The organism is Methylobacterium tardum, from assembly GCF_023546765.1.
Taxonomy (GTDB): Bacteria; Pseudomonadota; Alphaproteobacteria; order Rhizobiales; family Beijerinckiaceae; genus Methylobacterium; species Methylobacterium tardum.
Window position 1 is genome coordinate 288,875 of the sequence record NZ_CP097484.1, and the last position, 26,732, is coordinate 315,606.

The 26,732-nt window shown below is 69.3% G+C and carries 19 protein-coding genes, 2 tRNA genes and 2 pseudogenes; 18 read left to right on the top strand and 5 right to left on the bottom strand.

Annotated features, from left to right (window positions below; genetic code table 11):
• Window positions 1–32 precede the first annotated feature (32 nt).
• Both M6G65_RS01440 and M6G65_RS01445 read left to right on the top strand, forming a co-directional pair.
• Window positions 33–1,118 carry a lytic transglycosylase domain-containing protein gene (locus M6G65_RS01440; protein WP_238198330.1) on the top strand — a complete coding sequence of 362 codons (1,086 nt, stop codon included), beginning with the start codon at window positions 33–35 and terminating at the stop codon, window positions 1,116–1,118.
• Window positions 1,115–2,629, top strand: a complete 1,515-nt coding sequence (locus tag M6G65_RS01445; RefSeq protein ID WP_238198328.1) for a DUF2336 domain-containing protein — start codon at window positions 1,115–1,117, stop codon at window positions 2,627–2,629. The genes M6G65_RS01440 and M6G65_RS01445 overlap by 4 nt, the downstream gene beginning before the upstream one ends.
• Before the next feature lie 41 nt (window positions 2,630–2,670).
• Here the strand turns inward: M6G65_RS01445 and M6G65_RS01450 are convergent.
• A pseudogene (locus tag M6G65_RS01450) lies at window positions 2,671–4,535 on the bottom strand (glycoside hydrolase family 15 protein).
• Between the two features lie 109 nt (window positions 4,536–4,644).
• Complete coding sequence (locus M6G65_RS01460) at window positions 4,645–5,889, bottom strand: acyl-CoA dehydrogenase family protein (protein WP_238198324.1); 1,245 nt, start codon at window positions 5,887–5,889, stop codon at window positions 4,645–4,647.
• A 152-nt stretch (window positions 5,890–6,041) separates the two neighbouring features.
• Here M6G65_RS01460 and M6G65_RS01465 point away from each other — a divergent pair, with 152 nt between their 5' ends.
• Together M6G65_RS01465 and M6G65_RS01470 are read left to right on the top strand one after the other, a co-directional pair.
• On the top strand, window positions 6,042–6,761 hold the full coding sequence (locus M6G65_RS01465) for a response regulator (RefSeq protein WP_465264127.1): 720 nt from the start codon (window positions 6,042–6,044) through the stop codon (window positions 6,759–6,761).
• Window positions 6,758–8,167 (top strand): ATP-binding protein, encoded by a 1,410-nt coding sequence (locus M6G65_RS01470; RefSeq protein WP_238198320.1) that lies wholly within the window; start codon window positions 6,758–6,760, stop codon window positions 8,165–8,167. Before M6G65_RS01465 ends, M6G65_RS01470 begins: the two co-directional genes overlap by 4 nt.
• A 27-nt stretch (window positions 8,168–8,194) precedes the next feature.
• Here M6G65_RS01470 and M6G65_RS01475 read toward each other — a convergent pair whose 3' ends face one another.
• Window positions 8,195–10,351 carry a methyl-accepting chemotaxis protein gene (locus M6G65_RS01475; protein ID WP_250103477.1) on the bottom strand — a complete coding sequence of 719 codons (2,157 nt, stop codon included), beginning with the start codon at window positions 10,349–10,351 and terminating at the stop codon, window positions 8,195–8,197.
• Window positions 10,352–10,637: 286 nt separating this feature from the next.
• Here M6G65_RS01475 and rocF point away from each other — a divergent pair, with 286 nt between their 5' ends.
• From rocF to M6G65_RS01490, 3 genes are all read left to right on the top strand, one after another.
• Entirely contained in the window at window positions 10,638–11,606 is a 969-nt protein-coding gene (gene rocF / locus M6G65_RS01480) for an arginase (protein ID WP_238198316.1), read from the top strand.
• Window positions 11,606–12,475, top strand: coding sequence for an urease accessory protein UreD (locus tag M6G65_RS01485; protein ID WP_238198315.1), 870 nt, complete (start codon window positions 11,606–11,608; stop codon window positions 12,473–12,475). Before rocF ends, M6G65_RS01485 begins: the two co-directional genes overlap by 1 nt.
• A gap of 116 nt (window positions 12,476–12,591) precedes the next feature.
• Window positions 12,592–12,665 (top strand) — tRNA-Cys (locus M6G65_RS01490).
• 47 nt (window positions 12,666–12,712) lie between these two features.
• Here the strand turns inward: M6G65_RS01490 and M6G65_RS01495 are convergent.
• On the bottom strand, window positions 12,713–14,392 hold the full coding sequence (locus M6G65_RS01495; protein WP_238198313.1) for a methyl-accepting chemotaxis protein: 1,680 nt from the start codon (window positions 14,390–14,392) through the stop codon (window positions 12,713–12,715).
• A 337-nt stretch (window positions 14,393–14,729) separates the two neighbouring features.
• Window positions 14,730–14,981, bottom strand: a complete 252-nt coding sequence (locus M6G65_RS01500; RefSeq protein WP_238198311.1) for a hypothetical protein — start codon at window positions 14,979–14,981, stop codon at window positions 14,730–14,732.
• A 278-nt stretch (window positions 14,982–15,259) separates the two neighbouring features.
• On the opposite strand from M6G65_RS01500, the gene M6G65_RS01505 reads away from it, so the two are divergent.
• The 11 genes and pseudogenes from M6G65_RS01505 (at window position 15,260) to M6G65_RS01550 (ending at window position 26,722) form a co-directional block, all read left to right on the top strand.
• Window positions 15,260–15,335: transfer RNA gene (locus M6G65_RS01505), tRNA-Asn, on the top strand.
• Between the two features lie 530 nt (window positions 15,336–15,865).
• Window positions 15,866–16,189, top strand: a complete 324-nt coding sequence (locus tag M6G65_RS01510) for a hypothetical protein (RefSeq protein WP_238198309.1) — start codon at window positions 15,866–15,868, stop codon at window positions 16,187–16,189.
• 50 nt (window positions 16,190–16,239) lie between these two features.
• Window positions 16,240–16,380: pseudogene (locus M6G65_RS01515) on the top strand (gene transfer agent family protein); the annotation flags it as partial.
• Window positions 16,381–16,594: 214 nt separating this feature from the next.
• On the top strand, window positions 16,595–16,723 hold the full coding sequence (locus M6G65_RS33380) for a hypothetical protein (RefSeq protein ID WP_283214889.1): 129 nt from the start codon (window positions 16,595–16,597) through the stop codon (window positions 16,721–16,723).
• A gap of 123 nt (window positions 16,724–16,846) precedes the next feature.
• A complete protein-coding gene (locus tag M6G65_RS01520; protein ID WP_238198307.1) occupies window positions 16,847–18,679 on the top strand; it encodes a hypothetical protein in 1,833 nt (610 codons plus the stop codon).
• 235 nt (window positions 18,680–18,914) lie between these two features.
• Window positions 18,915–21,239 carry a hypothetical protein gene (locus M6G65_RS01525; RefSeq protein WP_250103478.1) on the top strand — a complete coding sequence of 775 codons (2,325 nt, stop codon included), beginning with the start codon at window positions 18,915–18,917 and terminating at the stop codon, window positions 21,237–21,239.
• Window positions 21,236–21,823: a hypothetical protein gene (locus M6G65_RS01530; RefSeq protein WP_250103479.1), complete on the top strand. Its 588-nt coding sequence runs from the start codon at window positions 21,236–21,238 to the stop codon at window positions 21,821–21,823. Before M6G65_RS01525 ends, M6G65_RS01530 begins: the two co-directional genes overlap by 4 nt.
• Window positions 21,793–22,197, top strand: a complete 405-nt coding sequence (locus tag M6G65_RS01535; RefSeq protein ID WP_238198301.1) for a DUF6950 family protein — start codon at window positions 21,793–21,795, stop codon at window positions 22,195–22,197. The genes M6G65_RS01530 and M6G65_RS01535 overlap by 31 nt, the downstream gene beginning before the upstream one ends.
• On the top strand, window positions 22,197–23,798 hold the full coding sequence (locus M6G65_RS01540; protein ID WP_238198299.1) for a hypothetical protein: 1,602 nt from the start codon (window positions 22,197–22,199) through the stop codon (window positions 23,796–23,798). Before M6G65_RS01535 ends, M6G65_RS01540 begins: the two co-directional genes overlap by 1 nt.
• 269 nt (window positions 23,799–24,067) lie before the next feature.
• A complete protein-coding gene (locus tag M6G65_RS01545) occupies window positions 24,068–25,447 on the top strand; it encodes an HD-GYP domain-containing protein (protein ID WP_238198297.1) in 1,380 nt (459 codons plus the stop codon).
• Between the two features lie 708 nt (window positions 25,448–26,155).
• Window positions 26,156–26,722: a hypothetical protein gene (locus M6G65_RS01550; protein WP_250103480.1), complete on the top strand. Its 567-nt coding sequence runs from the start codon at window positions 26,156–26,158 to the stop codon at window positions 26,720–26,722.
• Window positions 26,723–26,732 lie beyond the last annotated feature (10 nt).

Genomic DNA, 26,732 nt, shown 5'->3' on the forward strand with positions numbered 1-26,732 from the left:
TCAGGCTGTCTTCAGCCCCCGTGCGCGCCCGGATGTTCCTATTCACCACGCCGTCCAGCCCTCCGGAAAGCCCGCCTTCCCAGGCGCGGGCGCCGTCAGGCTCGACCGCTTCCGGACCGGTCGTCCAGGCGATCCGCGACGGCGCGACGGCGAGCGGCGTGGGGTTCGACTACCTCCTCGCCACGGCAAGGCGGGAATCGTCCCTCGATCCCACCGCGAAGGCCGGGACATCCTCGGCCACCGGGCTGTTTCAGTTCATCGAGCAGACCTGGCTCGGCGTGATGAAGAATGCCGGGCCGCGGCTCGGCCTCCAGGCGCAGGCCGACGCCATCACGCGCCAGGCGGACGGAACCTATACGGTCACGGATGCGGGCCAGCGGCAGGCCATCCTCGATCTGCGCCGCGATCCGAAGGTCTCCGCGACGCTCGCCGGCGCACTGACGCAGCAGAATGCCGAAGCGCTCTCCGGCGCCCTCGGCCGGGAGCCGACCGCGGGCGACCTCTACGCGGCGCACGTCCTGGGCGCCAAAGGAGCCGCGGCCCTGATCTCGACGGCCCGCGCGTTTCCTGAGCGCGCCGCCGCCCTCGATCTTCCGGACGCGGCGGCCGCCAACCGCGCGCTGTTCTACGACCGCGCGGGACGACCGCGCAGCGCGGCGGAACTCTACGCCAGCCTCTCGGCGGCCGCCCAGGGGGCAGCGGCCACCGATATCACCGCCCTGCGCCAGGACAGCGCCCCGGCCACACAGGCCGTCTCGGCCTATGCCAGCGCCGCCACGGCGTTCGGCGGCAGCTCCGACCTGCGCAGCCTGTTCCAGACCGGTCAGCGCGGGGCCGTGTCGGATGCCGCCGCGCGGCTCTGGCAGGCGCGCAACAGCGCTCAGCCCACCGCGCACGCCGAGCCAACCTACTTCCCGCGCTCCGACTCGGACGCGCCTGCGCGCGTCACCGCTCCCGATCCCGACGTGACCGGCGCGCTTCCCGCGATCGCGGCGACGCCGCCCGGGACCGCGCTCACCAATCCGCCGCTGCCGCCCCGCCGCCCGGCGGAGTTCGCCGCGAGCAATGCCATGACCGGCGGCAGGACCAGCCTGTTCGCCCCCCGGAGCGGTCCATGATCATCCGCGAGTTCCTGACCCGGACCCAGAACGGCTCGGCCAACCACCGCGCCGAAGCCGCGGCGGTCCTGGCGCGGACCTATCTCTACGGCAATCTCACGGCCGACGAGGCGTGGGAAACCAAGACCGCGCTGCTGACGATTCTGGACGATCCGTCGCCGGTGGTCCGTCGCGCCCTGGCCGAGACCTGTGCCGCCTCCGCCCGGACGCCGCGCCCCCTGGTGGTCGCGCTGTCCTGCGACGTGCCCGAGGTCGCGCGGCTCGTGCTGGCGCGCTCGCCGGTGCTGACCGATGCGGATCTCGTGGATGCCGCGGCCCTCGGCGACGAGACGACGCGTGCGGTGATCGCGGCCCGCCACCACCTGACGCATGCCGTCTCGGGAGCGCTCGCCGAGATCGGTGAACCGCACATCCTCGTGGTTCTCGCGCGCAATCCCACGGCCAAGATCACCGCCGGCCGGATGCTGCGCATGCTGGAGCGGCACGGCGACGACGCCGCCCTGCGCGAGGCTCTGCTGACCCGGGCCGACCTGCCGCCGGAGGTCCGCCACGCGATCGGCCTCGCGGTGGCGGACGCCCTGTCCGACTTCGTGACGCACCGCGGCTGGCTCGGAGCCGAGCGCTGCGACCGCTTGAGCCGCGAGGCTGGCGAGCGCGTTGCGCTCGAGGCCTGCGGGGGCGCGGGAGCGGCCGCCGTGGCTCGGCTCGTCGCCCATCTGCGCACCACCCATCAGCTCACGGCCGGGCTGATCCTGCGCGCCGTCCTGTCCGGTCGGATCGACTTCGCCCTGGCAGCGCTTGCCGACCTGTCGGGCCAGGATCATGCCGGGGTCGCCCGGGCCATGCGCGATCCGCGCAGCTTCGCCGACCTTCACGCGCGGGCCGGCCTGCACGACGCACTCCTGCCGGCGATGCAGGCGGCGGTCTCGGCTTGGCAGGCAGTCAGTCGCCGCCCGGCCGCAAACCGCGGCGCCGGCCTATCGCGGCAGATCATCGAATGCGCGATCAGCGCTTGCGACGACCTGCCCGGGCCGGACATGCATCCGGTCCGCGCGCTGCTGAACCGGTATGAGGCAGAGGCCGCCCGCGACGAGGCCCGCGAGGTCGCGCGGGCCATCGCCGCGGAGGCGCTCGCGCGGGAGAACGCCCGTCGTGATGCCCAGGCGGCCGACGCCGCGTGGCGCGCCGCCCTGGACAGCCAGCGCCGGACCGAATTCGCGCCCTCGGCGGGCGAGGCGGAGATTATCCCGGTAGCGGAGATCGTGGCCACTGCAGCGGCCGCGGAACCCCAGAATCCGGTCGGCGCGATCCTCGAGGCTCTGCCGGACCAGATCCTGGCTTGGTACAGGACCGACGAGCCGGAGATGGATCCGGAGACGCAGGCGGCCACCGATGCGGTGCTCGACGGGCTCGGCGAGAGCCTGCTCGATCACTTCCGCGCCAGCCAGGACTCCGCCGCACCGGCGGCGGAGGCCGCCGAGCCCGACAGCGTGGTGAAGATCGCCGCCTGAACAGGTGAGGCCGCCGACTGGATCGGACGCGGAGCAGGTCCCTACTCGGCCGCTCTGCGCTCTTCCGCCTCCGCCGGATCGGCGAGCCCGTAGCGTTCGATGCTGCTCTCCAGCCGCAGGGCGGCGTTGATCAGGGCCATGTGAGAGAAGCCCTGCGGGGTGTTTCCGCGTTGATCGCCGGTTTCCGGATCGATCTCCTCGGCGAACAGCCCGACATCGTTTCCGCGCGCGATCAGCCGCTCGAACGCGGCCTTGGCCTCGGCGGTGCGGCCGTCGAGGGCAAGGCAGCCCACGCGCCAGAAGGCGCAGGCCGTGAAGGTGCCCTCGTCACCGTCGAGGCCGTCATCCATGCGGTAGCGATAGATCAGGTCGCCGCGCCCCAGCTCCCGCTCGACGGCCGCGAGGGTCGAGCGCGTGCGCGGATCCTTCGGATCCAGCGCCCCGAACAGGGCGACGCGCAGCACCGCCGCGTCGAGGTGATGCGACCCGTAGGCGCCGACATAGGCCTGCTTCTCGGCATTCCAGCCGTTCTCGAGGTATTCTGCCCGGACCTCCGCGGCGACGCGCTCCCACTCGGCGATCTTTTCCTCGGGCACGCCCGCGATGTTGCGCCCGATGCGCACCGCGTCGGTGAGCGCGACCCAGATCATTGCCTTGGTGTGAACCTGCTGGCGCCGCTCGGTCCGAAGCTCCCAGATCCCGTGATCCGCCTCGTGCCGGTGGCGGATCGCCCGCGCCGTGAGATTGTCGAGGACCTCCGGCAGGCGGTCGTTGACCTTCTCGGGCGGGTCGTAATCCACTGCCTCCAGGAAGATGCACAGCGCCCGCAGCAATTCGCCGTAGATGTCGTGCTGGTCCTGGAATTCCGCGACATTGCCGATCACCACGGGCCGCACACCGTTCCAGCCGGCGAGATGCGTCAGTTCCTCCTCGGGCGGCATGCCGTCGGCGATGCCGTACATCAGCCGGGTCTCGCGCCCGTAGGTCCCGTCCCGCTCGCGCAGGAAGCGCAGGAATTCAGCCGCCTCGCGCACGTAGCCCAGCATCACGAAGGCCGTGACCGTGAAGGATGCGTCGCGCATCCAGGTGAAGCGGTAATCGTAGTTGCGATTGCCCGGGACGGCTTCCGGCAGGCCGGCGGTGGCCGCCGCCAGGATCCCGCCCGAGGGCGAGTAGGTCAGCAGCTTGAGGCACAGCGCGGAGCGCATCACCGCGTCGCGATAGGCACCGCGATAGGTGCTGCGGGCGCACCAGCGGTGCCAGTAATCGACCGTCGACTTCATGCGGCGCTGTGCGCCGGCGAAGTCGTCGATGCACGCCTCCTCCTGATCCTCGCCGTGGGTGAGCACCAGGTAGGCGGTCTCGCCCGCGCTCAGGGTGAAACGGACCTCGGCCTCGTCGCCTGTGAGGTCCGGCCGCGGGAGGGCGTTGACCCGCAGCCGCCAGTCGCCGGCCTCGAAGAGTACGGAGGCGCCCTCGGCGATCGGCGTGCAGGCCCGGCGTGCGTAGTCGAAGGTCGGCCGCACGAGGAAGCGGCCGGTCACCTGCCCGGTCTCGCAGGTGAGCAGCCGGATCAGCCGGCTCTCGCCCTCGCCGTCCGGACCTTCGTCCGGTTCCGGGCTCGGCGGGTTGACCGGCATCACGTCCACGAGGCGGGCTCGGCCCGTGGCGGTCTCGAAGGTGGTCTCTAGGATGTTCGTGTCCGGCACGTAACGCCGTGTGGTGCCGCTGAGGCCGTCGAAAGCCGGCTGCAGGCGCCGCCCTTCTCGTCGTCGAGGAGCTTCAGGAACAGGGCGGGCGAGTCGTGGCGCGGCCAGCACAGCCAGTCGATCGAGCCGTCGCGGGCGATCAGGGCGCAGGAATGGGTGTCGCCGATGAGGGCGTAGTCGCTGATGGGCTTCGACACGTGGTTTCCGGGGAGGGCTGCGTCCGCCGCGGCGGGCGGGATCGTCTCAGGGACGTAGCCGGGCGACGCCGAGCGGGGAGTCCCGCTCGACGATTCGCCGCACGACGGCTCAGGTCTTGGCCCGGGGCAGCATCCGGTCGCTGATGATGCGCCGCTGGATCTCGCTCGTGCCCTCGAAGATCGTTGTCAGCCGCGCATCACGCCAGTAGCGCTCGACCCGGCGCTCGGTGGTGTAGCCGTTGCCGCCGTGCAGCTGCATGGCCTGGTTGGTGACGCGCACCGCCATCTCGGTGGCCAGCAGCTTCACCATGGCCGACTCGCTCTCGGCGGGCTCACCCTGATCGAGGAGATGCGCGACTTGGTGCCAGAAGGCCCGGGCCTGCGCGACCTCGGCGGCCATGTCGGCCAGGGCGAAGCGTAGGGCCTGGAAGTCGCCGATCGGATGCCCGAACTGGACGCGTTCCTGAAGGTAGGCTTGGCTGTCTTCCACGGCCGCCCGCGCCACTCCGACGGCGCGCGCCGCGGTGTGGACCCGGGCGATGTTGAGGCCGCGCTGGACCGCCGCGAACCCGCCGGAATCGGCGTCGGCGCCCTGGTCGCCGTAGAGGCCTGTGAGCCGGTCGCTCTCGGGCACGCGGACATCCTCGAGGGTCAGCTCGAAGGTTTCGAAGCCGTGATAGCCGATCTTGTCGATGACCCGGCCGGTCATGCCGGGAGGAAAGCTGTCGCGCTCCTTGATCACCAGGAACGGCTCCAGGCCGGCCGAGCGCGATTCTCCGGGCTCTGGGTCGCGGGTCCGAGCCAGGACCTCGACGAAGTTTGCGCCCTTGGCGAAACCGGCCCACCGCTTCGTCCCCGTCAGGCGCCAGACGTCGCCGTCGCGCACCGCCCGGGTCTGAACGCCGGCGAGGTCGGAGCCGGCATCGGGCTCCGACAGGGAGATCGATCCGATCCATTGTCCGCGGGCGGAGCGCCGGAGCAGGTCGGCGCGGCGCTTCGGATCGAGGGTCTGCGTCCCAAGCCCCTGGCCACGCGCCAGGATGCTGCCGACGGAGAGCCAGGCTCGCGCGAGCTCCTCCGAGACGAGGCAGTACTCGAACACGCCGAGGCCCAGGCCGCCCTGCTGCTCCGGAATCGTGATGCCGAACCAGCCCTTCTCGGCCATAGCGTCGATCAGCGTCCGGGGCATCTCGCCCTTTTGCCGATCCAGCTCATCGGCCAGCGGGAGCACCGTGTCGCGGGCAAAGGTCCGGGCCTCGTCCTGAAGCGCCATCCGCATGTCGGTCCGCCACGGCGAGGCGAGTTCCGGCGGATGCGGCGCGATCCGTTCGCCCCGAGCCTCATTCTCGGTCATCGGTTCCCCTTCGTCATGTCGCAGCCCAATGCAGGATGCGTGCGGGAAACACGCGCTTACAAATTGGTTCCGCCAACCATCTTCGAATAATCGTCGGATCGGCGCATAATAGCCTGATGATGCAGGCCGAACCGCACACAGATTCCTTCGCGATGACTGCTCCGGCAACACCCCACATCCTCGTGGTCGAGGACGATCGGGAGATTTCGGCCCTGATCGCGCGCTATCTGCGGGGCAACGATTGCCGCGTCACGCTGGCGGGCGACGGGACCGACATGGACCGCGCCCTCGCGGAATCCCGCATCGATCTGATCGTCCTGGACCTGATGCTTCCGGGCGAGGATGGCCTGAGCCTGTGCAAGCGACTGCGCGGTTCCTCGCAGATCCCGATCCTGATCCTCACGGCAAAGTCCGAGGATGTGGACCGGATCCTCGGCCTGGAACTCGGGGCCGACGATTACCTCGCCAAGCCGTTCAACCCGCGGGAGCTGCTCGCCCGCATCCGCGCGATTCTGCGTCGGGTCGCTGCCGAGGCGCCCGATACGGACGAGCGCCGGCGCCTGCATTTCTCCGGCTGGACGCTCGATGTCTCCCTTCGGCAGGTCCTCTCGCCCGAGGGGGCGCGAATCTCCATCACGGGCGCCGAGTTCGACCTCCTCCACGCACTGTGCCTGCGCCCGGGTCGCGTCCTGTCCCGTGATCAGCTTCTCGATCTCACGCAGGGGCGCACGGCGGGCCCGTTCGAGCGCAGCATCGACGTGCTGATCTCGCGCATTCGGCAGAAGATCGAGCGTGATACCCGCAATCCCGAGTTCATCCGCACGATCCGCTCGGGCGGGTACCTGTTCACGCCCGAGGTGACGCGCTCATGACAGCGCTGCGACGCTTGCGCCTCCGGCTGCGACCGACGACGATCGCGGGCCAGATCGCGCTTCTAGTGGTCGCCGGCATCGCGGTCGCGCACGTCGTCGCGACCATCGCGTTTCTGCTGCTGCACGAGCCACAGAATCCCGACGAGCTGCCCGGCGTGGCGGCGAGCCGCCTGGGCACGCTGGCGCGGCTCCTCGATGCGGTGGACCCGGCCGCCCGGCCCGCACTCCTGGCGAGCGGTCACAGCCTGCCGCTGATCCGTGTCGAGAGCTGGGACGGGACGGTGCCGCCCGGCGCGAAACCTGTTCCCGACCTTCCCGTCATCCATCGCCTACGCAACGGCGCCGGGCGGCCTGTGACGATTACGGACCTGTCGGACGGCGACCCGGAACAGACCCGCTCGCCGGCGCGGCTGCATATCGGCATCGTCACCCCGGCCGGGGCGATGCTCCAGGCGACGCTGCCCAATGACCCGCTGCGGACGCCGAAGCAGGGTGCGCTGATCTTCACCGTCGTGTTCCTGGCGCTGACCCTGGCCCTGCTCAGCGTCTGGGCGACCCGCGCCCTGACGGCCCCGCTGAAGCGGCTGGCCGGCGCGGCCGAGGCGTTCGGAACCCGTGACGATCACGTCGCGCTGCCGGAGGCGGGTCCCCGCGAGGTGCTGGCGGTCTCCCGGGCCCTCGACCGGATGCGCTCGCGGGTTCGCCGGCTGATCGATGACCGGACACAGATGCTCGCGGCGATCAGCCACGATCTGCGCACGCCGATCACGCGGCTGCGCCTGCGGGCGGAGTTCATCGAGGACGACACCGCCCGGGCCGCCACCCTGCGCGACCTGGACCAGATGAATGGTCTGGTGGAGACCGCGCTGTCCTTCGTCCGCGACGGCCAGACCCGGGATACCGGCAGCCACAGCCTCGTGGATCTCGCCTCGGTGGTTCAGACCGTCTGCGACGATTTCTCGGATTTCGGTGCGCCGGTGAGCGTCGGCCGCAGCCGGCACGTCCTGGTCCAGGGCCGCCCGGAGGAATTGCAGCGCGCGGTGACCAACCTCGTGGACAACGCGATCAAGTATGGCGGCCGCGCCGAGGTCCACATGGACGCCTCCGAGCGCGGCGTCCGCGTCTGCGTGCTCGATCAGGGCCCGGGCATACCCGAGGCTGAGCGCGAGGCCATGCTCCAGCCGTTCGTGCGCGGCGACCGGGCCCGGAACCTCAACGAGGCGAGCGGCTTCGGCCTGGGCCTCTCGATCGTCCAGGCCATCGTCGAGGCCCATAACGGGCGGCTCACCCTCGAGAACCGGCGCGAGGGCGGCCTCTGCGCCGCGATCGAGCTGCCCCTGGCCGCCCAGACCTTCGCCGGCCGGCGGGAGCAGAAGCTCGCGCCGATGCCGGCCGAGGCGGCCTGAAATCGTCCGCCCCGGCGGCCGGCGCGTCTAAGCCGCCCGCACGTTGCGCAGGAACTGCGCAACCTCGGCCCGAAGCTGTTCCGAGCGCGCCGCGAGGGCGTCGGAGGCCTGGGCCACGGAAGCCGCCGCCTGGCCCGCATCGCCGGCAACCCGGGCGACTTCCGCGATATCGGCCGTCATCATGCCGGTGCCGGTCGATGCCTGTCCCATGCTGCGGACGATGTCCTGGGTGGTGACACCCTGCTGATCAACCGCCGCCGCAATGCTGGTCGATACGTGGCTCATCGCCTCGATCTGACCGGCAACGCCCTGGATCGCGCCGGCCGCATCGCGCGCCACGGTCTGGATCGCCTCCACCTGCCGGCCGATCTCCTCGGTCGCCCGGGCCGTCTGCGTGGCGAGGTCCTTGACCTCGGCGGCGACCACCGCGAAGCCGCGACCGGCCTCACCGGCGCGCGCGGCCTCGATGGTGGCATTCAGAGCCAGGAGGTTCGTCTGCCCGGCGATCGCCGAGACCATCCCGACGACGTCGCCGATCCGCGTCGCCGCCGCAGCGAGATCGGCCATCGTCTGCTCGGCCCGGCGGGCCTCGCCGACGGCGGTGGCCGACATGCCGGCGGCCTGCTCCACTTGGCGGCCGATCTCCTGCACGGTCGCGCCGAGCTCCTCCGCGGCCGCCGCCACGGCGTTGACGTTGTCGGACGTCTGCTGGGCCGCGCCGGCGACGCTGGTCGAGCGCTGCGAGGTGCCGGCGACCGCGACCCGCATGGTGCCGGAGGCGTCCTGCAAAGCCGCCACCGCGCCGGTCAGGCCCTGCACGATGCCGCCGACCGACTGCTCGAAGCCGTCGGCGAGTTCCTTCAGCATGGCGCGACGGCTCTGCTCCTCGCGGAGGCGCGCCGCCTCCGTGGTCTGCAATTGCTGCGCGGCATCCTCCAGGGACATGTCTCGGATCGTCACGACGGCGCGGGCGATGTCGCCGATCTCGTCGCGCCGCTTGCTGCCGGGCACGTCGGCGAGGCTCTGCCGGTCGGCGAGCGCCTTCAGGGCGCGGGTGAGGGCGCCCAACGGCGCCACGATCGAGCGCGCGAGCAGCAGGCCCAGGACAGCCGTGCCAAGCAGGACGAAGAGGCCGGTCAGGATCAACGTCCGCGACAGCGCGCGCACGGCGTCGATCGCCTCGGCCTGCGACTGCTCCGCGATGACCGTCCAGGGCGCGCCCAGAACGGTGAGCGGCGAGACGGCCGCCATGTGCGGCCCGTCGGCGGCGGTGAAATCGACGCTGCCGCCCGCCTTGAGCTGCTCGGCGGCGATCCCGAGCGGCGCGAGCCCGCTCCCGGCCTTCACCGTCGGATTGAGCGGCGGATTGCTGCGCAGGAGCCCGTCGGCACCGGCCGCGAGGATCTGCCCGGTCTCTCCCAGACCGGTCCGCTTGGCCAGGGTCTGGTCGAACAGGGTCGGCGTGACCCGCATGACGATGAAGCCGATCCGCTCCGCCGCCTGCGCCGTTCCCATGGCGACGTTCGCCCGCTTGGTCATGGCGCGTCCGATGAAGGCGGCCGGAGCCCCATCCACCGGGTAGGCGGCGAAATCCTCGAACAGCACGGCATTCGAATCCGCGGATTTGAGGCGCTCGACCAGACGCGCGAGGGCGGTCCTCGCCAGGGTGTCGTCCGAGATCGGCTTGGCGAAATCGGCGCCTTTGGTCGTGGTGTAGGCGATCCGGCCGCCTTCATCGAGGAACATGAGGTCGGCGTAGCCCGGCTGGGCGATCAGCTTGCGGGCCACTTCCTGCACCTTGACGTGCCGGCGCCCGTACATCGACGCCATCCCGGCGCCGTCGAGCGCCACGCGCGCCTCAACCGTCTGCGGCGCCCGGAAGGCCTCGATGACAGCGGCGGTCTCGGGCTTTGCCGGATCGAGGGTCTCGATCAGGTCGGGGAAGTTGGAGACGATCTGGGGGTGGGCCGCGACGGCCAGGAAGTCGGCCTGCATCCGGTCGGCGACCAGCTCGATCCCGTCCCGGCGCGCCGCCGCGGCCAGCTGCAGGCGCTCGTGCGCCGCATCCATCAGCCCGGACCGGGCCGTGTACCAGCTGAAACCGCCCATCGCGGTGGCACTGAGAAGCGCCAGCCCGACGGTCATCGCCGGAAGGCGCGCGCTCAGCCGCGAAAGCATAGTCATGATGGGCTCTGGACGTTCTGGAGGGGGTTAGAATTGCGCGGAAACATAGAAGCAACGCTCGTGAAGGGCGCGTAAACGGCGCTCGGTCTGGCGGGTCTCGCCGAACTTTGGTCCTTGCGGAGAACCGGTCAGCAGGCACCGGCCATCCGGGCGCGTTCCGCCGCGGTAACCCTGATCGGCGACCGATAAAGCCGACAGCTGCCGTGATCGAACCGCGGCCCGAGGCCTGCTAGAGCAGCGGCGAGACACGAGCCGCCGCGGAATTCGTGCGGCCGATGGAGATCGGATGACGAGCGAGGCCACTTCCGACCCAGCGTGCCGCATCGCGCTGATCGGCGTCCCGATCGAGGTCGGGACCAGCGAGCCCGGCGCCCTCATGGGTCCGGCCGCCCTGCGCACCGCCGGCTTGGTCCGTGCACTCTCCGACCTCGGCCATGCGGTCACGGATCACGGCGACGTCGTTCCCGACGAGCCGGCGGAGTCGCGAGGTCTCGCCGCGGTCACCGCGTGGTCGCGTGCCCTGTCCCGGGCAGTCCTGGCCGCGCTCGAGGCCGGTGCGCTTCCCCTGGCGGTCGGCGGCGACCACAGCCTCTCGCTCGGCTCCATCGATGGCGTCATGCGCCACTGCGCATCGCAGGGCCGCCCGCTCTTCGTGCTCTGGCTCGACGCCCATGCCGACTTCAACACGCCGGAGACCTCGCCCTCCGGCAATGTCCACGGCATGCCGCTGGCCGCGCTCTGCGGTGAGCCGGGCTTCCCGCGCCTGTTCGCGGAGCCGGCGCCGCCGCCGCTCGCGCCGAGCCACGTCCACCTGTTCGGCCTGCGCTCGATCGATGCGGGCGAGCGCGCGCTGGTCACGGCCCGCCGCGTCGGCGTGACCGACATGCGCACGATCGACGAGTTCGGCGTGGTCGCGCCGCTGCGGCGCGTGCTCGACGGGGTTTCCGCCCTCGGCGCGCATCTGCATGTCAGCCTCGACATCGATTTCCTCGACCCGTCCATCGCACCGGGCGTCGGCACGACGGTTCCGGGCGGCGCGACGTTCCGCGAGGCGCATCTGATCATGGAGATGCTGCACGATTCCGGTCTCGTGCGCTCGCTCGACGTGGTCGAACTGAATCCATTCCTGGATGAGCGGGGGCGCAGCGCCCGGGTGCTGGTCGAGCTGGTTGCCAGCCTGTTCGGAAGGCGCATCCTCGACCGGCCGACCCTGCCGGTCGAGGCGGTGCCGGGCGACACCGCTGAGCGCGCCTGATGCACGGCCGCGTCCCGGATTCCGAAGCTTTGCGCGCGATGGACCGCGCGGCGCCGATGCGTCAGCGCTCGAACGGACATGTCCGGCTGCAGGCCGGCCCGGCGCATCCGGGAGGGGCGACGCGCATCATCGACCTCGCGGAGTCCGGCCCGTCCCGGCTGCGTTTCCCGCGGGGCAATGGCGCGCTCGAGGCCGTGCTGGTCAACACGGCCGGCGGCGTCGCGTGCGGTGATCACTTCGCGATCGCGCTCGATCTCGCGCCGGGAGGCGACCTCGTCCTGACCACCACGGCCGCGGAGAAGATCTACCGCTCGGACGGGCCGGTGAGCCGGATCGAGAACCAAGTTGCCCTGGGCGCCGGCGCAAAGCTCGCCTGGCTGCCGCAGGAAACCATCCTCTTCGACCGCGCCCGCGTGCGGCGCCGCTTCGAGGCCGACTTGGCGCCGGGCGCCGCGCTGGTCGCCGCGGAGATCGTCGCGTTCGGTCGCGCCGCGCGGGGCGAGCGCATTGCGGACGGATTGTTCGCCGATGCTTGGCGGGTGCGCCGGGCAGGGCATCTGGTCTACGCCGACAGCTTCGTGCTGGAGGGTCCGATCAGCGAGCTCCTGGCGCGGCCCGCGGTCGGCGGCGGGGCGGGTGCCTGCGCGACCCTGCTCGATGTCTCGGACGATGCCGAAACGCGCCTGGACGAGGCGCGCGCGCGGCTGGCCGAAGTCGGCGCGCCTGGGATCGAGGCGGCCGCCAGTGCCTGGAACGGGCATCTCGCCATCCGGGCCCTGTCCAGCACGGTCGGGCCGCTGAGGGGCCTGATCGCACGCTTCCTCGCCGGCTATCGCGGCCTGCCGATGCCCCGGGTCTGGCAGAGCTGACACGATCCTGCATCTTCGCGTGTCGCAGCCGTTGCCTGCGGCCGCCGACCTCTGCTAGAGACGCGCACCCGGAGCTGACCGCCCAGCTCCGCACGGTGCTTCGGCGCCGTTCAGAAGGCCTCGTGGCGGAGTGGTTACGCAGAGGACTGCAAATCCTTGCACCCCGGTTCGATTCCGGGCGAGGCCTCCATCTTACCCATCATCGATCTTCGCCGTGTTCCAGGGGCCCGACCGCAGTCAGGCGCCGTGGACTTGGGCCAGGAAGGTCTCGATCGCCTGCTGAAGGCTGTGCGTGCCGGCATTCACCCGGGACGCGCTGCCCCGGACCTGTCCGGCCTGAGCCTCGTTGGACGCAGCCGCCGCTCGCACACCCGCCACGCTCTCGGAGACCTTCCGGGCATCCTCGGCCGCGTTGAAGATCGCCCGCGCGATCTCCTGGCTGGCATGGCCCTGCTGGTCGGTGGCGTCCGCGACCTCCGCGGCGATCAGGCTCATCCGGGCGATCGTCTCGCCGATCGCCGCAATGGCGCTCGCCGTCCGATCCGCAGCGTTCTGGATGGACTCCACCTGCCCGGTGATGCGGTCCGTGGCGCGCGCCGTCTGGCCGGCGAGGGATTTGACTTCAGCGGCGACGACGGCGAAGCCGCGGCCGGCGGCACCCGCCCGCGCCGCCTCGATCGTGGCGTTGAGTGCCAGCAGGTTGGTCTGCCCGGCAACATCGCGGATCAGCGTGACCACGGCACCGATCTCCTCGGCCGCCTGCGCGAGGCTCGACACCGTCTGCGCCAGGCCCTGCGTGTCGGTGCGGGCCGTCGAGGCGATCTCGCTGGTATGGCGGACACGGGTCTCGATCTGCCGCGCGGAGGCCGAGAGCTCCTCGGCCGCGCTGGCGATGCTGTCGACGATCCCGGCAGTCTGGCTGGACGCGCCAGCCACCACAGTCGCCTGTACCGCCATGGCACCGGCATTCCCCGAGAGCGTGTCGGCCGCCGCCTGCATCGCCTCGGCGGAGCCGGCGAGGTCCGAGACGGCGCGACGGGTCTCGGTCTCGAACGCGCGCGTCGCCTGGGCCAGAGCCTCCGCTCGGATCCGATCGCGGTCGCGGCGCGCCTGCGCCTCCCGGTCGAGACGCCGCTTCTCGATGAGCGCCGTCCGAAACGCCGCGATGGCGCCCGCCATCTCGCCGATCTCATCGCGGCGGCTCGTGAACGGAATCGTCCGGTCGAGCTCATCGGCCGCCAGAGCCGTCATGCAGACCTTCAATCGGTGCAGGGGCCGCCGGACCTGCGTGACGATGATCCCGATCGCGGCAAGCAGGCCGATTGCCAGTGCCACCGCCGGCACGACGATGAGGGTGATCCGCGCTTGGCTGCGGTCCGCCGCGTCGGCGGCGCGGCGCGCGTTCAGGCGGCCGAGTACCTCGCGCCCGAGCGCAGCGATCTCGGCGATCATGCGCTCGCGGTTCTTGACCGTCGCCTCGTCCGTGGCCTGGATGAGGGCCGCCTTCGGCGAGATGGTCAGTCCCAGCTCGGCCGTGTCGTTCTGATAGGCGATGAACTCCTTGACGAACAGGTCGAACCGGCGACGCCGGTCGTCGGGCAGCTGGTCCGTCATGGCCTCGAGAAACGGCCCGCGGACCTGCTCTACCACCGTCAGGGCCTCGTGGAGCGCGGAGAGACGCGTCCGCGCCTCCGTCTTGTCCTCGGCGGTGTAGAGCGCAGTCGCCTGCACGACGGCATGCTCGATGGCCTGCCCGAGTGCCCCGGCTTGCAGCCCGGCGTTCCAGATCCTGTCGGTGGCGGCGGCGCGCTCCTGCTCCCGGCCTGATTGGCGGATTGCGAAGAGCGAGATGCCGATTGCCACGAGGGCCAGCAGGCCGATGACGGCCGAGAGCTTGAGTCCCAGAGAAATGCGCATGGGTCCGAGGCCACGTTCGCAGAAGAACCGGAGCGGGCGAGACATACAGCCGCCGAAGGTGCCGCACATCCAAATATAGCCGGCAAATTCGATGTTTTTTCTCTTATCGTTACCGTGCGCGCAAACCGAAATTATCGCGCTATCTTTTAGAACAATTGCGATGCGCAAACCTTACGTTCGGCTTCTGACAGGCATCACCGGGCCTATGCAGTCTCACGGGCGCAAATCTAGCGACCGTGTTCAAGTCGCGCCGGAACGCCTGTCAGCGCGGAGCGTGCTCGGCTCGTCGGCGGGACGCGGTGCAGGCTCCTGGACGTGACCGGACGAGGACGGCCCGTCAGTGCTCGCAGGCCCGCGAGACTCTTGCCTCCGCCGTCCGGATCGGACGTGTCTCAGGGCCGGGCACGGCCGTGACGATCTCGCGGCGCAGGTCGTCGCACTGGGCCTCGACAAGATCGGGCAGGATGTCGGCCTGCAGCTCGTCGAAGGCTGCGATCAGCCGCGGACCGCCGGCGACCCACTCGAAGGCGACGCGGACCTCCCGTTCACCGTACGGATCCTGAGGGTCGAGGCAGCGATGGGTCAGCATGGGTGCAGCGCGCGGAGGCCGGCTCGACCGGCGAGGCCGGTCCCGTAGGCCTGGGTCATGACGCTCGGATGACCTGAGGCGCCAAAACGCCGTCGCCCGGTCCCGACCGCAGGGCGGGGTTGCGCGACCGTTCGTTGCCGGTAACGCCGTCTGTTGCCGTGAGGCCGCAGGTTGGCGCCTTGCTCCTGTAACGTCGGCTGGCGGGCTTCAACGATGCACAGATTGCGCGCCGAGGGCCTTGCGCCACGCGATCCCGGTGTGTACAGACGCGACCGTGATCCCCGATAGCTCAGTTGGTAGAGCAGGCGACTGTTAATCGCCTTGTCGCAGGTTCGAGTCCTGCTCGGGGAGCCATCACTCCAGCAACATCCTGAACGTTCAAGCTTTTCTGCGCTCGCTCCCGCGCCGGGTGCTGAGGTGCGGGAATAGCGTTGCCGTCCCATCGATCGGCAATACGCTCGGCCAGCTTCGTTCGATTGGCGCCGCGCACGTAAGTCGCGCTCTCGCGGCTTCCCTCGGCCCACCCAAACCACGCGTTCAATTCAGCCTCCGTCGCGCCGCTCTCGGCCGCCCGGCGCGCACCGGCCTTGCGCCCGGCCCGGCACGCCGGCGGACGCACACCCTAAAGCCAGCGCACGCCGATCGAGGTGGTCCAGGCGGGCGACGTGATCGACCCGCTTCAGGCGAAGTCGGTGTTTCTGGATCTGCGCAGGCCGTGCGCTTGGCCCATCCCGGGAGAGGAGACCTGACCATGGCCGAGCCCGCGCTCCTGCCCGGCAACCGATTCCGCGTATCGCGGCTCCGGCTCGCCGCTGGCCTACCACTTCATCTGCCTCGCCACCTCAATCACCCTGACGCTGACCAACAGCTACGAGGATGCCACGGTGGCCGATTGCGACGACCCGACCGGCATCCCGGACCGCAAGAGCGTGCTGACCTCGCGCTCCTGGGGTGGGCGAATCGCCGGGCAGGCCGACGAGTTCCGCGCCGACGCCACCAGTGACGAGGCGGTGCCCTACCGGTTCCGGATCGACCCGAAGGACGGCGTCGGGGCCGGCGCGTGGTCGGGTCGGGTGTTCGTGGAGAACTTCGAGATCACGAAGGCCAACAACGGCACCGTGAATTTCACCAGCCAGTTCCGGGGCGACGGTCCGCTCGCCTGGGGGCCCTGGACGTGTGCGGGCCTGAGACCGGCCGCACCCTGGTGACGGCCGACTTCGCCGGGCGGCCGTGCCGCTTCCAGCTGCGGCTCGGCGAGATGACCGAGCTGGAGCGGCTGTGCGGGGCCGGGATCGGGGCGATCTTCATGCGGCTCGGCACGCACCAGTTCTCGCACCGGGACGTGTGGGACACGATCCGCCTCGGGCTGGAGGGCGGCGGCATGAGCGGGATCGCGGCCTCTGCGCTGGTGCTGCACTATCAGGACGATCCGCTGATGGATCACCTGCCACTGGCGGCCGGATCGTGGCGGCGGCGGTCAACGGCGTGCCGCAGGCGGGCGACGCGGCGGGAAACGCCGCGGCCGAGGGGGAGGGGACAGCCGACCCGCCGACCTCTCGGTCTTCTACGGCGCCGGGGCGGTCGCGGGCTTCGCGCCGGAGGAGGTCCGCCGGATGACGCTGGCCGAGTGGCACGTCATCGTGGCGGCCTTCATCGCCGCCCACGGGCCGCCGGAAGCGGGGGGCAGCGCGGACGAGTTCCTGGCGGTGCTGGCGGAGGAGATGGCGGCGGGGCGAGCGTGACAGATGGCACCAACATCGAGAAGCGGGTTCCATTACTGTATTGACACGAGTCAATTGATGAGACTTACTGCATTCTTCCCCGAAGATCTGAGTTCATTGCTCTTCGGCCGCCGGGAGGGGTCCATGATTGATTTCCCTCAAATACTATTCGGCGTTCCAGTGCCGTGGCTACAGACGGCAATACTCAATTACTGGATCGTAGCAGTCGGTGTAATCGCCTTATTCTTCTTCGGTAGTTATCACTTCAACACTCCAAATTACGCTTTGAGTGGCGGTTCGGAACGAGCTGCGGGCCCATCTACTCTGGATCCAGCCATATCCAGGATTAATGGCTTGGCGCCACCAAAATACACGACAACGCGCTCTCAATATCAAAGGTTTATGCTCAAATATGTCATAATGCTCGAAACGGCTTTCGTCGTGATGACCTTCTCACCGGAAGTGGTCAAATCAATTTACTATTTATCCGGCGCCAGCGTTCCAACAGGACAAATTCATTTTCCAGAAACTGTCACTGAGAGGGCAATTTGGTCGCTATTTATTTTGACCGGTCTTTTGACTTCTTTTCCGGTATTCAGGCAGGTTGACGGGTTCATCCTTCGCGCACTCCACAAAGGCGCGAATGTGCCAACTGGCGTGGAGCAGACGGCTCAGTACTTATTGATCGTCGAATATGAGCCGAACCAGACGATTGGTAGCGATATCTTTACCGGCATTCGAACCCACCATTTTCGCGAAGTGATAGCCGAACGGGAAACGGGCTCCCTGGAGCGGACATGGTTCGAACTGCGTTGCATTCGTGAGAGCGTCAAAAAATACGTCCTGAACTGCCCGATACCCCTGCTTCAGAGCATCATCCAATCAGACATCGATGACGCGGGACAACGTGTCGACAATCTTCGAGATCAAATCTTCAATTACTTTCAGCAGCAGGACAAAGTTCTCCCGGACTACGTGGAGAACATAGATGATTTCCTGATGAGTCAGATCGATAAGCCCGAGATCCAGGAATTCACCGCTCAGAGGCGTGCATTCCTGGCGGAGGTTCAAGCCCTGAAGCTACGATTTTGCAGGCTGTGTACGCTGGCCGTTTTCGCGGTCGAGCAACGTCCGGAGCGGATAGACATGAGGCTCAAAAGCCTCGGCTTCGGTGTTGAAGTGACTTATCTCCCACGATGGCATTGGGAGGCTATTTTCATCGTCGGTCTTTGCGTCATTCTATCGACTCTAATACCAAGTTTTATTTATGCGGCAAGCGTCGACAATCTCGGTTTTAGCGTTCCGGCGCAGTACCGAGCCTATGTGCCCGTCGATCCCAAGCAGGTTGTCATGTGGGCCCTCATGGCCGCGGCCCTCCATACTTTGGCCGTCGTCGTCGCCCTCGCTGTGAAGCGCTTCTATGCTCCGAAGCATGCGCATGGGGGAACTTCGGATGCCCCGGAAAATGAGATTTGCGCAGCTGTTTCCTATATGATCTGCCTGACGATTCAGATCGCATTTGTCATGATGTCGGGCAATCCGGCTCGGATCGCATTCGCCTGGGCCTTGCTTCCTGCAATCACGGGCTACTTCACCGGCAAGTACATCGATAAATCCAGGTTGAAACGTCCCCTGTCGCATCTCCGGTCCTGGAAGCAAGCGGGCGTCACCGGTGCAGCAAGCTTCCTTGCGAGCATCGTCACCCTGGTACACGGCTTCCAGATCGCGGCTATCCATCCCATCGTCTACATCTTCATCTTGTACGCAACGGTCGTTGCGGCTTCGATCGGCTTCGCCATCGGCGAGTCGTTTCAGCGGACTTACAGCCACAGCAAATGGACTGAGGATCCCGCTGTTAATCCGGACATACTCGGAAGATCTGATAGGAAGGTGATCGGTGATCTGATCATCCAGAGATGGACCGAGCCGGCGACGCAGAACGCAAGGTTAAACCTGGCACAAGGTGCGGGGATTTAGATCTTCCAAATGCTTCCCCGAGGGAGGTGCTGAAAGCTCGCGCGCACGCCAGAGTTCGTCTCTCCAGATCAGCTCAGTGTCATAGAGGACGCGCACCCATAGATCTGATGCTTCGGCGCGCTGGCCGCATAACCACCTCGCGAACCGCTGGCACCCGTCGGGTGCCAGCAACGGCCCGTGTCGAATCGCGCCAGGTCTTCCGTGCACAGCTGCTCCTTCAACGGAGCTAGAGAGGATGGCCGAACCGCTCGTCATCGCCTTCGCGGCCGACACGTCCCGCGCCCAGAGCGCGATGGCGACGCTGGCGTCCCAGATCGTCGGCAATATGACGTCGATCGGCGTCGCCATGTCGGGCGGCGCCGCCAACAGCAACACCTTCGGCGCGTCCCTCCAGGGCCTCGCCACCAACGCCCAGCGCGCCGCCGCCGCCGTCAGCCAGGACGTGCGGTCCATCGCCTCCGCCACGGCGAATGCCGCCACCGCCGACAGGGCCACGCTGGAGGGCGTCGTCCGCGCCTTCACGGGCGCGGCCGCCGCCTCGAACACCGCCGGCGCCGCTGCCCGCACCGGCCTGTCGGCCACCTCCGGCGCGGTCTCGGGCGTGGCCGCCCAGATCCCGTCGCTCAACACGCTGCTCGCCGCCTTCCTGGGCTTCGAGGCCGCCAAGCTCGTCTTCGACAGCGTCACCGCCTCGATCGAGGCCGCGCGCGCGCATATCGCCGACTTCGTCCGGATCGGCCGCGAGGCCGAGAAGGCCGGCGTGGGCACCGGCTTCTTCCAGCGCGCCACCCTGGACGCGGACAAGTTCGGCCTCACCGTCGAGCAGATGGTCGCCGCGCTCCAGCACGCCCGGGCCGCGAGCGAGGTCCGGATCGGGGAGGGCAAGGACGGTGCGAACGCCGCGGCGATGGACGGGCGCCTGACCCAGAATGTCCGGGCCGGCAACCTCTCGGCCGCCGACAAGGCGGGCTTCGACGCCGCCGAGACGCAGGAAGCCAAGATCCGGGCGATGCTCGACCTGATCGACAAGCTCCGGGCCGATCAGCGCGACCTCGCGGCCTTCGACCTCGCCGGTCATTTCTTCGGGCCCGATTTCGAGCGCCAGCTGCGCAGCGGCGTCGACCTGACCGATCAGCTGCGCGAGACCCTCGACAGCAGCAGCACGACGGTGGCCGGCGTGCGCATCGTCGGCGCGGACGAGGTCGAGCGCGCCCGGCTGCTCGACGCCAAGGCGAAGGACATCGCCGACACCTTCGCCACCGCGCTCGCCCCGATCCAGCACGACATCTCGAACGCGGTGCTCGACACCTACCAAGCCTTCCTCGACGTCGAGCGGGTGATCGCCCGGGTCGTGCAGATCGCCGTGAACCTCTACGAAACCGTCACCGGCATGGTCGGCAAGGTGCGCGAGCTGGTCGGGTCGATCCCCGGGATCGGCAAGATGCTCACGGCGGGCAACCCGCTCACCTTCCTCCAGGAGGCCGGCCGCGCCACCGGCCTTGTCGATCCGGAGACCCAGGGGCCGCCGGCGCCACTCGCCATCAAGGTCCGGCCCAAGGGGCCCGACCGCTCGGCGGTGCTGCCAGCGCTGCACGCGCACAAGGGTCGGGGCGGCTCCGAGGCCGAGAGCCTCGACGCGGTCGAGACCCTGGTCAAGCAGCTGGAGAAGGCTCGCGACACCGCGAAGGCCGAGCTGGACACCGTCGGCAAGACCAACGTCGAGCGCGAGAAGGCGGTGGCTCTGGCCAAGGCCGAGGCCGCCGCCCGGGAGGATGCCAAGCGCGGCAAGCGGGCGAATCCGGCCCTCGGCGACGACGAGCGCAGCCGGGTCCTGTCGGCCGCCGAGGCCATGCAACACTACCGGGACGCCACCGAGAACGCCCAGCAGGCCCTGCGCCAGAGCGCCGAGGCGGCGCGGTTCTTCGCGCAGGCTGCCGCCGACGGGCTCACGGAGGCAATCGTCAACGGCAAGTCGTTCGCCTCGGTGCTGGCCGACATCGCCGAGCAGCTGGAGCGCTCGATGCTGTCCGGGCTCCTGACCGGCACCGGGCCGCTCGCCGGCCTGCTCGGCACCGCGCCGCTGGCGAGCGCCGGGCCGAACGCCGCCGGCGGGCTCCTGGGCAACCTGTTCGGCGGCCTCGCCGGCGGCGGAGCCGGCAGGGCCGGCGCAGGTGGGGTGCTTCCGGGGCCGCCCGCATCGGGCGCGACCCTCGACCTGGCCGGCGACTCGCCGATGGGCCTGCTCGGCACGCTGTTCGGCGGCCTGTTCCGGGCCAATGGCGGCCCGGTCGCCGCCGGCCAGCCGGTCACGGTCGGCGAGATGGGCCGCGAGCTGTTCGTGCCGCAGACCAACGGCACGATCGTGCCGATCGCCCCCGGCGCCGCCTCCGGCCCGCAGAGCGTCGACAACAGCCGGAGCTACACGATCGACGCGCGCGGCGCGCAGGCCGGCGTCGCCGAGCAGATCACCGCGGCGCTCGGCGCCTACGACCGGGGCCTGAGCCGCACCCTCGCGGCGCGCAGCGCCGTCGCCAGTCGGCGCTACGGCACGGGGCGGTGAACCGTGCCGATCTTCGACGCGGCCGGGGCGGCCGCGCTCGCCGGCGCGACCATCACGGCCGAGATCCTGGCGTTCTTCGACTTCCGCGACCGGCCGCAGCGCGTCCATGCCGGGTTCGGCACGCTCCGGGCCGGGGGCCAGACCTGCAGGGCCTGGGCGGCCTGGGCGCCGTCTCCGACATCGAGAGCCCGGTCGGCGGCCTCGCCCCGCTCGTCACCTTCACCCTCTCGGGCGTCGGGCCCGCGATCGCCGCCGACGTGGTCGACGCCCGCACGCAGGTGAAGGGCCGGGATTGCACGCTCTATCTGCAGCTCTACGGCGCGGACCTCGCGCCGCTCGGCGGCCTCTACACCCTCTACCGCGGCATCATGGACCGCCTGACCCACACCGCATCCGGACCCGACAGCTGGACCGCCCAGCTCACCGCCGAGACCCGCTTCGCCCGCCGGGGCCTGCCGCCCTTCGGCAACCTCACCCACGCCGACCAGCAGCGTCGCCACCCCGGCGACGACGGCCTGTTCGACATCGCCCAGATGGTCAACCGGAGGCGCCCGTGGAACCCCGAGATCCCCGAGAAGAGCTGAGTGTCTTCCTGCGCGCCATGGTCCGGGCCGACTTCGCCTGGGGCCTCTGCGACTGCGCCCTGACCATGGCCGACTGGTGCCGGCGCGCCCGCGGGGTCGACCCGGCCGCGCCCCTGCGCGGGCGCTACCGCACGGCGCGCGGCGCGGCGCGCGCCGTCCTCCGACGCGGCGGGTTCGAGGCTGCGGTTTGCGCGCTGATGGATGCGGCCGGATTCGCCCCGACCGACGCGCCGCGCCCCGGCGATGTCGGCCTCGTCGCGCACCCGGAGGTCGGTCCCGCCTGCGCGATCCGCTGCGCGCTGGGCTGGGCCGTGAAGGGGCAAGCCGGCGTGGCGCTCGGCGCCTTCCCGACCCGCGCGGCCTGGCGCCTCTGATGCCGGCCGCGATCGGCGTCGCGATCCTGGGCGAGGTCGGGCTCGACGTCATCATCGGCTCGACCCTCGCGGGCGTCTCGGCGGAGACGCTCGTGGGCTACGCCGCCCTGACGGTCGGCACGATCGGGCTGCAATACGGCGCCCAGGCGCTGCTCGGCGGCGAGAAGCGCGCCGACCACCAGATCACCGTCCGGCAGGCGGTGGCGCCGCGCCGCCGCGTCCTCGGTCAGGCCAAGCTCGGCGGCGTGATCTTCGCGCTGGAAACGCTGAAGTACAACGACACCAACAAGGTCCTGTACCGCGGCGCGGTCCACTGCGTCGGGCCGGTCGCGATCCTGCAATACTGGCTCGGCGACGTGAAGACCGGCCTCGCCGCCGGACCCGGCGGCAGCGTCCCGGACAGCGTCTACCAGGGCAAGATCGTGATCGAGGCCCATGCCGGCACCGACGACCAGCCGGCCTCGTCCGCCCTGCTGAAGCTGCCCTACTGGAGCGCGAGCAAGCGTCTCGCCGGCCTGTGCTACAGCGTCGTGGTCGCCACGCCACTCAAGAAGGGCAGCCAGATCTTCCCCGAGGGCGCACCGGACGTGCGCCTGCTGGTCGCCGGGGCGCCCTCCTACGATCCCCGCTCGGGGGCCACTGCCTACACCGACAACGCCGCCATCGTCCTGCTCGACTACCTGACCCATGCCAGCGGCTACGGGCTGGCGCTCGCCGGGATCGACCTCGCCAGCTTCGCCGCCCTGGCCGATGTCTGCGACGAGCCGGTGGCATTGGTCGTGCCGGACCCGAACGGCGCCACCGCCGAGATGCGCTACCGGTCCTGGGGCGCCTACGATTGCGCCGAGGTGCTGGCCCGGCCTGGGATCTGGCCTGGGAAGGGCAGCGCCCGCCGATGCCCGACACGTGGACCTGAGGCGCGCGACCATCATGGCCGATCCGCTGCCCTGGCCGGGGCTGCTCGTGCCATCCGCCGAGGAGTGGTCGCTGCGCGGCGGCACGCGCTCCGGCGGCCAGACCTTCCAGGGCCACGAGCAGGTCGTGGCCTCGCCCACAGCCCGGTGGAAGGCCGCGCTGACCGTTCCGTGCCTCACGCCGGCGCAGGTCCTGGCCATGCGCCGCGTGATCGCGATGGAACGCAGCACGGCTTGGCTGATCGGCCCCTACGAGCACCCGCGCGCGCCCTGGAATCGCGACTTCGTCGGCAACGCGCTGACCTGCCGGCAGCGGATCACGCATCCGGAGCTGGAGACGGGCGACACGGCGTCGGGGGTCAACTTCCGGATTGCGGGCCTCGCGCCGCTCGGGTCGGCCGTCTTCGACGTGCAGCGGGTCCGGGGCGGCGTGCTGGAGCCCGGGATGATGCTCTCGCTCGGCGCGCGCCTGCACACGATCGCCGATCTGCCGGCCGGCAGGGACCGCCCGGGATCCTGGCGGTGGCCGTGCGCCCCTGGCTGCGCGACACCTATCCCGCCGGCACGGCGATCATGTTCGGGGCGCCGGTGGGCACGATGCGCCTGGCCAGCGACGACACGGCTGCCATGAGCCTCCAGCTCTCGCGCACCGGCACCGTGAAGATCGAGTTCGTCAAAGCGTTCTAGAGGGTCAGAACCCGATCCGCGGGATCATGCGGGGGCTGGTTTCGACCCCTTGCGGAAGTGGGGAAGGTCCGCGCGCGGGCTGATTTGCGAGTCAGGGCCAACGATCGGAGCAAATGATTTTGCAAGTGCGCGCTTCCAAGTCGCAAACGCGTTGAAGTGAACGCCGCGCCAACGAAGGGTTCACCATTCGATCGAGCTGCCTTTAAACGCTTTACTTAGGCTCAGGATATAAACTCCGATCCTGTTAGGCGCGGGGCTGGGCAATATTAATGGAAATTGTCGCGAGCAGTGCAACGGAGACCAGGACCGTACAGCTGTCGGAAATCCTTGGCGCTCTGAGCCACGCCCTCGATCTGACGGAAGGTCAGCCCGTCGGCCATTGCGTGCGTGCCACATGGATTGGCTTCCACATCGGCAGAAAGATGGGCCTGCCTGATTTGCAGCTGTGGGAACTCTACCACACGGTGATGCTGAAAGACCTCGGATGCTCCAGCAACGCCGCGCGCATCTGCGAGCTTTATCTATCCGACGATCTCAGCTTCAAACGCGATTTTAAGACGGTCAGTGACAGCCTGCCGAAGGTGCTGGGGTTTGTTTTCGCGCACACGGGCCTCAAAGCAGGCTTGGCCGAACGTTTTCGCGCCGTGCTGAACATCTTGCAGAACGGCGGAGAGATCGTCGACGATCTTATCCAGACCCGCTGTCAGCGCGGAGCTCAGATCGCACTTCAGCTCCGCTTTCCCGCGAGCGTCTGTGAAGCCATCCACGCGCTCGACGAGCACTGGAACGGCAGCGGCCGACCGGACCATCTCGCCGGCGCCGCAATCCCCCTTTACGCACGCGTGGCGTTGCTCGCGCAGGTGGTTGACGTCTTCCATACAGCGGCTGGTCCTGCGGCCGCGATCGCTGAAGTGCGTTCGCGCTCGGGAACATGGTTCGACCCGCAGGTTGTGGCCTGCTTCGAGTCGGTCGCGGCTGAACCAGGCTTCTGGGAGATCTTGAGTTCGGACGCAGTCGAGGCGGCGGTCGTCGCGCTGGCGCCGGCGAGCCCGATCGTCGTGGATGAAGACTACCTCGACGATATCGCCCGTGCCTTCGCCGAGATCATCGATGCCAAAAGCCCGTTCACCTCCGGCCATTCGGAGCGGGTCGCGGTCTATGCCGATATGATCGCGGCCGAACTCGGCTTCACCACGGAACGCCGCCGCTGGCTCAAGCGGGCTGCACTCCTGCACGACGTCGGCAAGCTCGGGGTCTCGAACGCAATCCTCGACAAGAATGGCAAGCTGGACGATGCGGAGTGGCGGGATATGCGTAATCACGCAGTTCTGTCCGAGACCATCCTCTCCCGCGTGGCGGTGTTTCGGGAGACCGCCTGCATCGGCGGCAGCCACCACGAACGGCTGGATGGCAAGGGCTATCCACGTGGGCTGAAAGGCGATGCGATCGCACCTGAGATCCGCATCGTCTCGGTCGCAGACGTGTTCGACGCGCTGACCGCCGACCGCCCCTACCGGTCGGCCATGCCGCTGGAGAAAGCGCTCGGGATCATGCGCGCCGATGTCGGGACAGCGTTCGACCCGACCTGCTTCGCTGCGCTGGAGCGGGCGCTTGCCGCGATCGAAGGGGATCTAGCTCGGGCGGCATGATCCGCGCCGCCCTCAGCAATCCTTTTGCCTACCGGGCCGTCACCATCGTGCCTGCTCTCCCGTAGACGGCCTCGCCGCGCGGCGAAGCATTCCGTGATGCCAGAACGATGACCGTGCGCACCGCCCATCCGAGGGCCGGCGAACCCAGGGCACTGAGGCATAGTTCGTCGAGGACGCGCGTGATCATGGTCTGACGTTCCTGATCGAGACAGGCGTGAGGTGAGCGATCGCCCAAACAGATGTCTCAAGCTTTGTGAGTTCAAAATGCATTGCGCGACGATACATCCGGATAGGATTTTGCGTCGCATTTTATACAACCTGACTTCGCCTTATGGTTGCATAACTGTTCTCGCCACGCTCGCTCCGCCGGAATGATGCTGCCTTCGTTCGCCTTCGAGGACGGCACGATCCGGCATCTCAGGCGCGATCGGGACGTCCGCGGAACGTCCGCTACGGGCCGGAAGGCCAATGACCGATACCCACCCTAAGCAGCCCTTCACACGTCCAAGCTGATTGCGTCTCGACTCTGGAGCCGGGCCCGGCCGTGTCGCGCGCCGCTTCAAGCCTTCGTCTCAGTCTTCGGCGCGACGCGCGCCTTGACGCCGAACCGGTCTCGGCTTCGGCGGCGCGCGCGCATCAGATCAAGAGGCCGGAATAGCACTTCCTCGACCGATCACGGGCGACACGGCGGCGACGCTCAGCAGCATCGTGGCGCTCTGCGACGCCGTCGATCCACTCACGGCGCATGTCGCCGATCTGCAGACGCAGATCGAGGCGGAGATCGCCGCGCGCCAGGGCGCCGTCGCGGCCGCGTCGCGCGCGCTCGACGCGCAGATCCAGGCGGTCGCCATCACAGCGAACCAGACGGTCGGCGCGGAGGCCGGCTACCGGGTCGCCCACATCACGCAGGCGGTCGCGTCCGTCACCGCGGCCTGCACCGCGCTGGTCCAGGCCGAAGCGGACGCGCGGGCCGCTGGAGACGCGGAGGCCGCGGAGGCCACCGCCGCCGTGCGCGCGCGGCTCGACGGGCTGTCGCGGGCAACCCGAACATCGGCGAGGGCCTGTTCGACATCCTGGGCTGTTCCTTCGCCGACACCGCCGATTACGCGGTGGACGCCGTCCAGGCCTACTCGACGAGCCTGCACCTCGAGCGTCCGCGCTTCGTGCGCTGCAACGGCGACGTGCGGACCGAGACGGATATCACCACCATCATCGCCGGCTGGAGCCAGCCGCTCGCCGACAACTTCACGGCCGACCGCGCCGTCTACTGCATGAACCACACGGT

Coding starts and splice junctions, on each gene's coding strand:
- M6G65_RS01485 (WP_238198315.1), top strand. CDS start 11,606: ATGCACGGCCGCGTCCCGGATTCCGAAGCTTTGCGCGCGATGGACCGC.
- M6G65_RS01500 (WP_238198311.1), bottom strand. CDS start 14,981: ATGCTGACCCATCGCTGCCTCGACCCTCAGGATCCGTACGGTGAACGG.
- M6G65_RS01465 (WP_465264127.1), top strand. CDS start 6,042: ATGACTGCTCCGGCAACACCCCACATCCTCGTGGTCGAGGACGATCGG.
- M6G65_RS01540 (WP_238198299.1), top strand. CDS start 22,197: ATGCCGGCCGCGATCGGCGTCGCGATCCTGGGCGAGGTCGGGCTCGAC.
- M6G65_RS33380 (WP_283214889.1), top strand. CDS start 16,595: ATGACGCTGGCCGAGTGGCACGTCATCGTGGCGGCCTTCATCGCCGCC.
- M6G65_RS01495 (WP_238198313.1), bottom strand. CDS start 14,392: ATGCGCATTTCTCTGGGACTCAAGCTCTCGGCCGTCATCGGCCTGCTG.
- M6G65_RS01440 (WP_238198330.1), top strand. CDS start 33: ATGTTCCTATTCACCACGCCGTCCAGCCCTCCGGAAAGCCCGCCTTCC.
- M6G65_RS01460 (WP_238198324.1), bottom strand. CDS start 5,889: ATGACCGAGAATGAGGCTCGGGGCGAACGGATCGCGCCGCATCCGCCG.
- rocF (WP_238198316.1), top strand. CDS start 10,638: ATGACGAGCGAGGCCACTTCCGACCCAGCGTGCCGCATCGCGCTGATC.
- M6G65_RS01445 (WP_238198328.1), top strand. CDS start 1,115: ATGATCATCCGCGAGTTCCTGACCCGGACCCAGAACGGCTCGGCCAAC.
- M6G65_RS01525 (WP_250103478.1), top strand. CDS start 18,915: ATGGCCGAACCGCTCGTCATCGCCTTCGCGGCCGACACGTCCCGCGCC.
- M6G65_RS01545 (WP_238198297.1), top strand. CDS start 24,068: ATGGAAATTGTCGCGAGCAGTGCAACGGAGACCAGGACCGTACAGCTG.
- M6G65_RS01520 (WP_238198307.1), top strand. CDS start 16,847: ATGATTGATTTCCCTCAAATACTATTCGGCGTTCCAGTGCCGTGGCTA.
- M6G65_RS01475 (WP_250103477.1), bottom strand. CDS start 10,351: ATGACTATGCTTTCGCGGCTGAGCGCGCGCCTTCCGGCGATGACCGTC.
- M6G65_RS01470 (WP_238198320.1), top strand. CDS start 6,758: ATGACAGCGCTGCGACGCTTGCGCCTCCGGCTGCGACCGACGACGATC.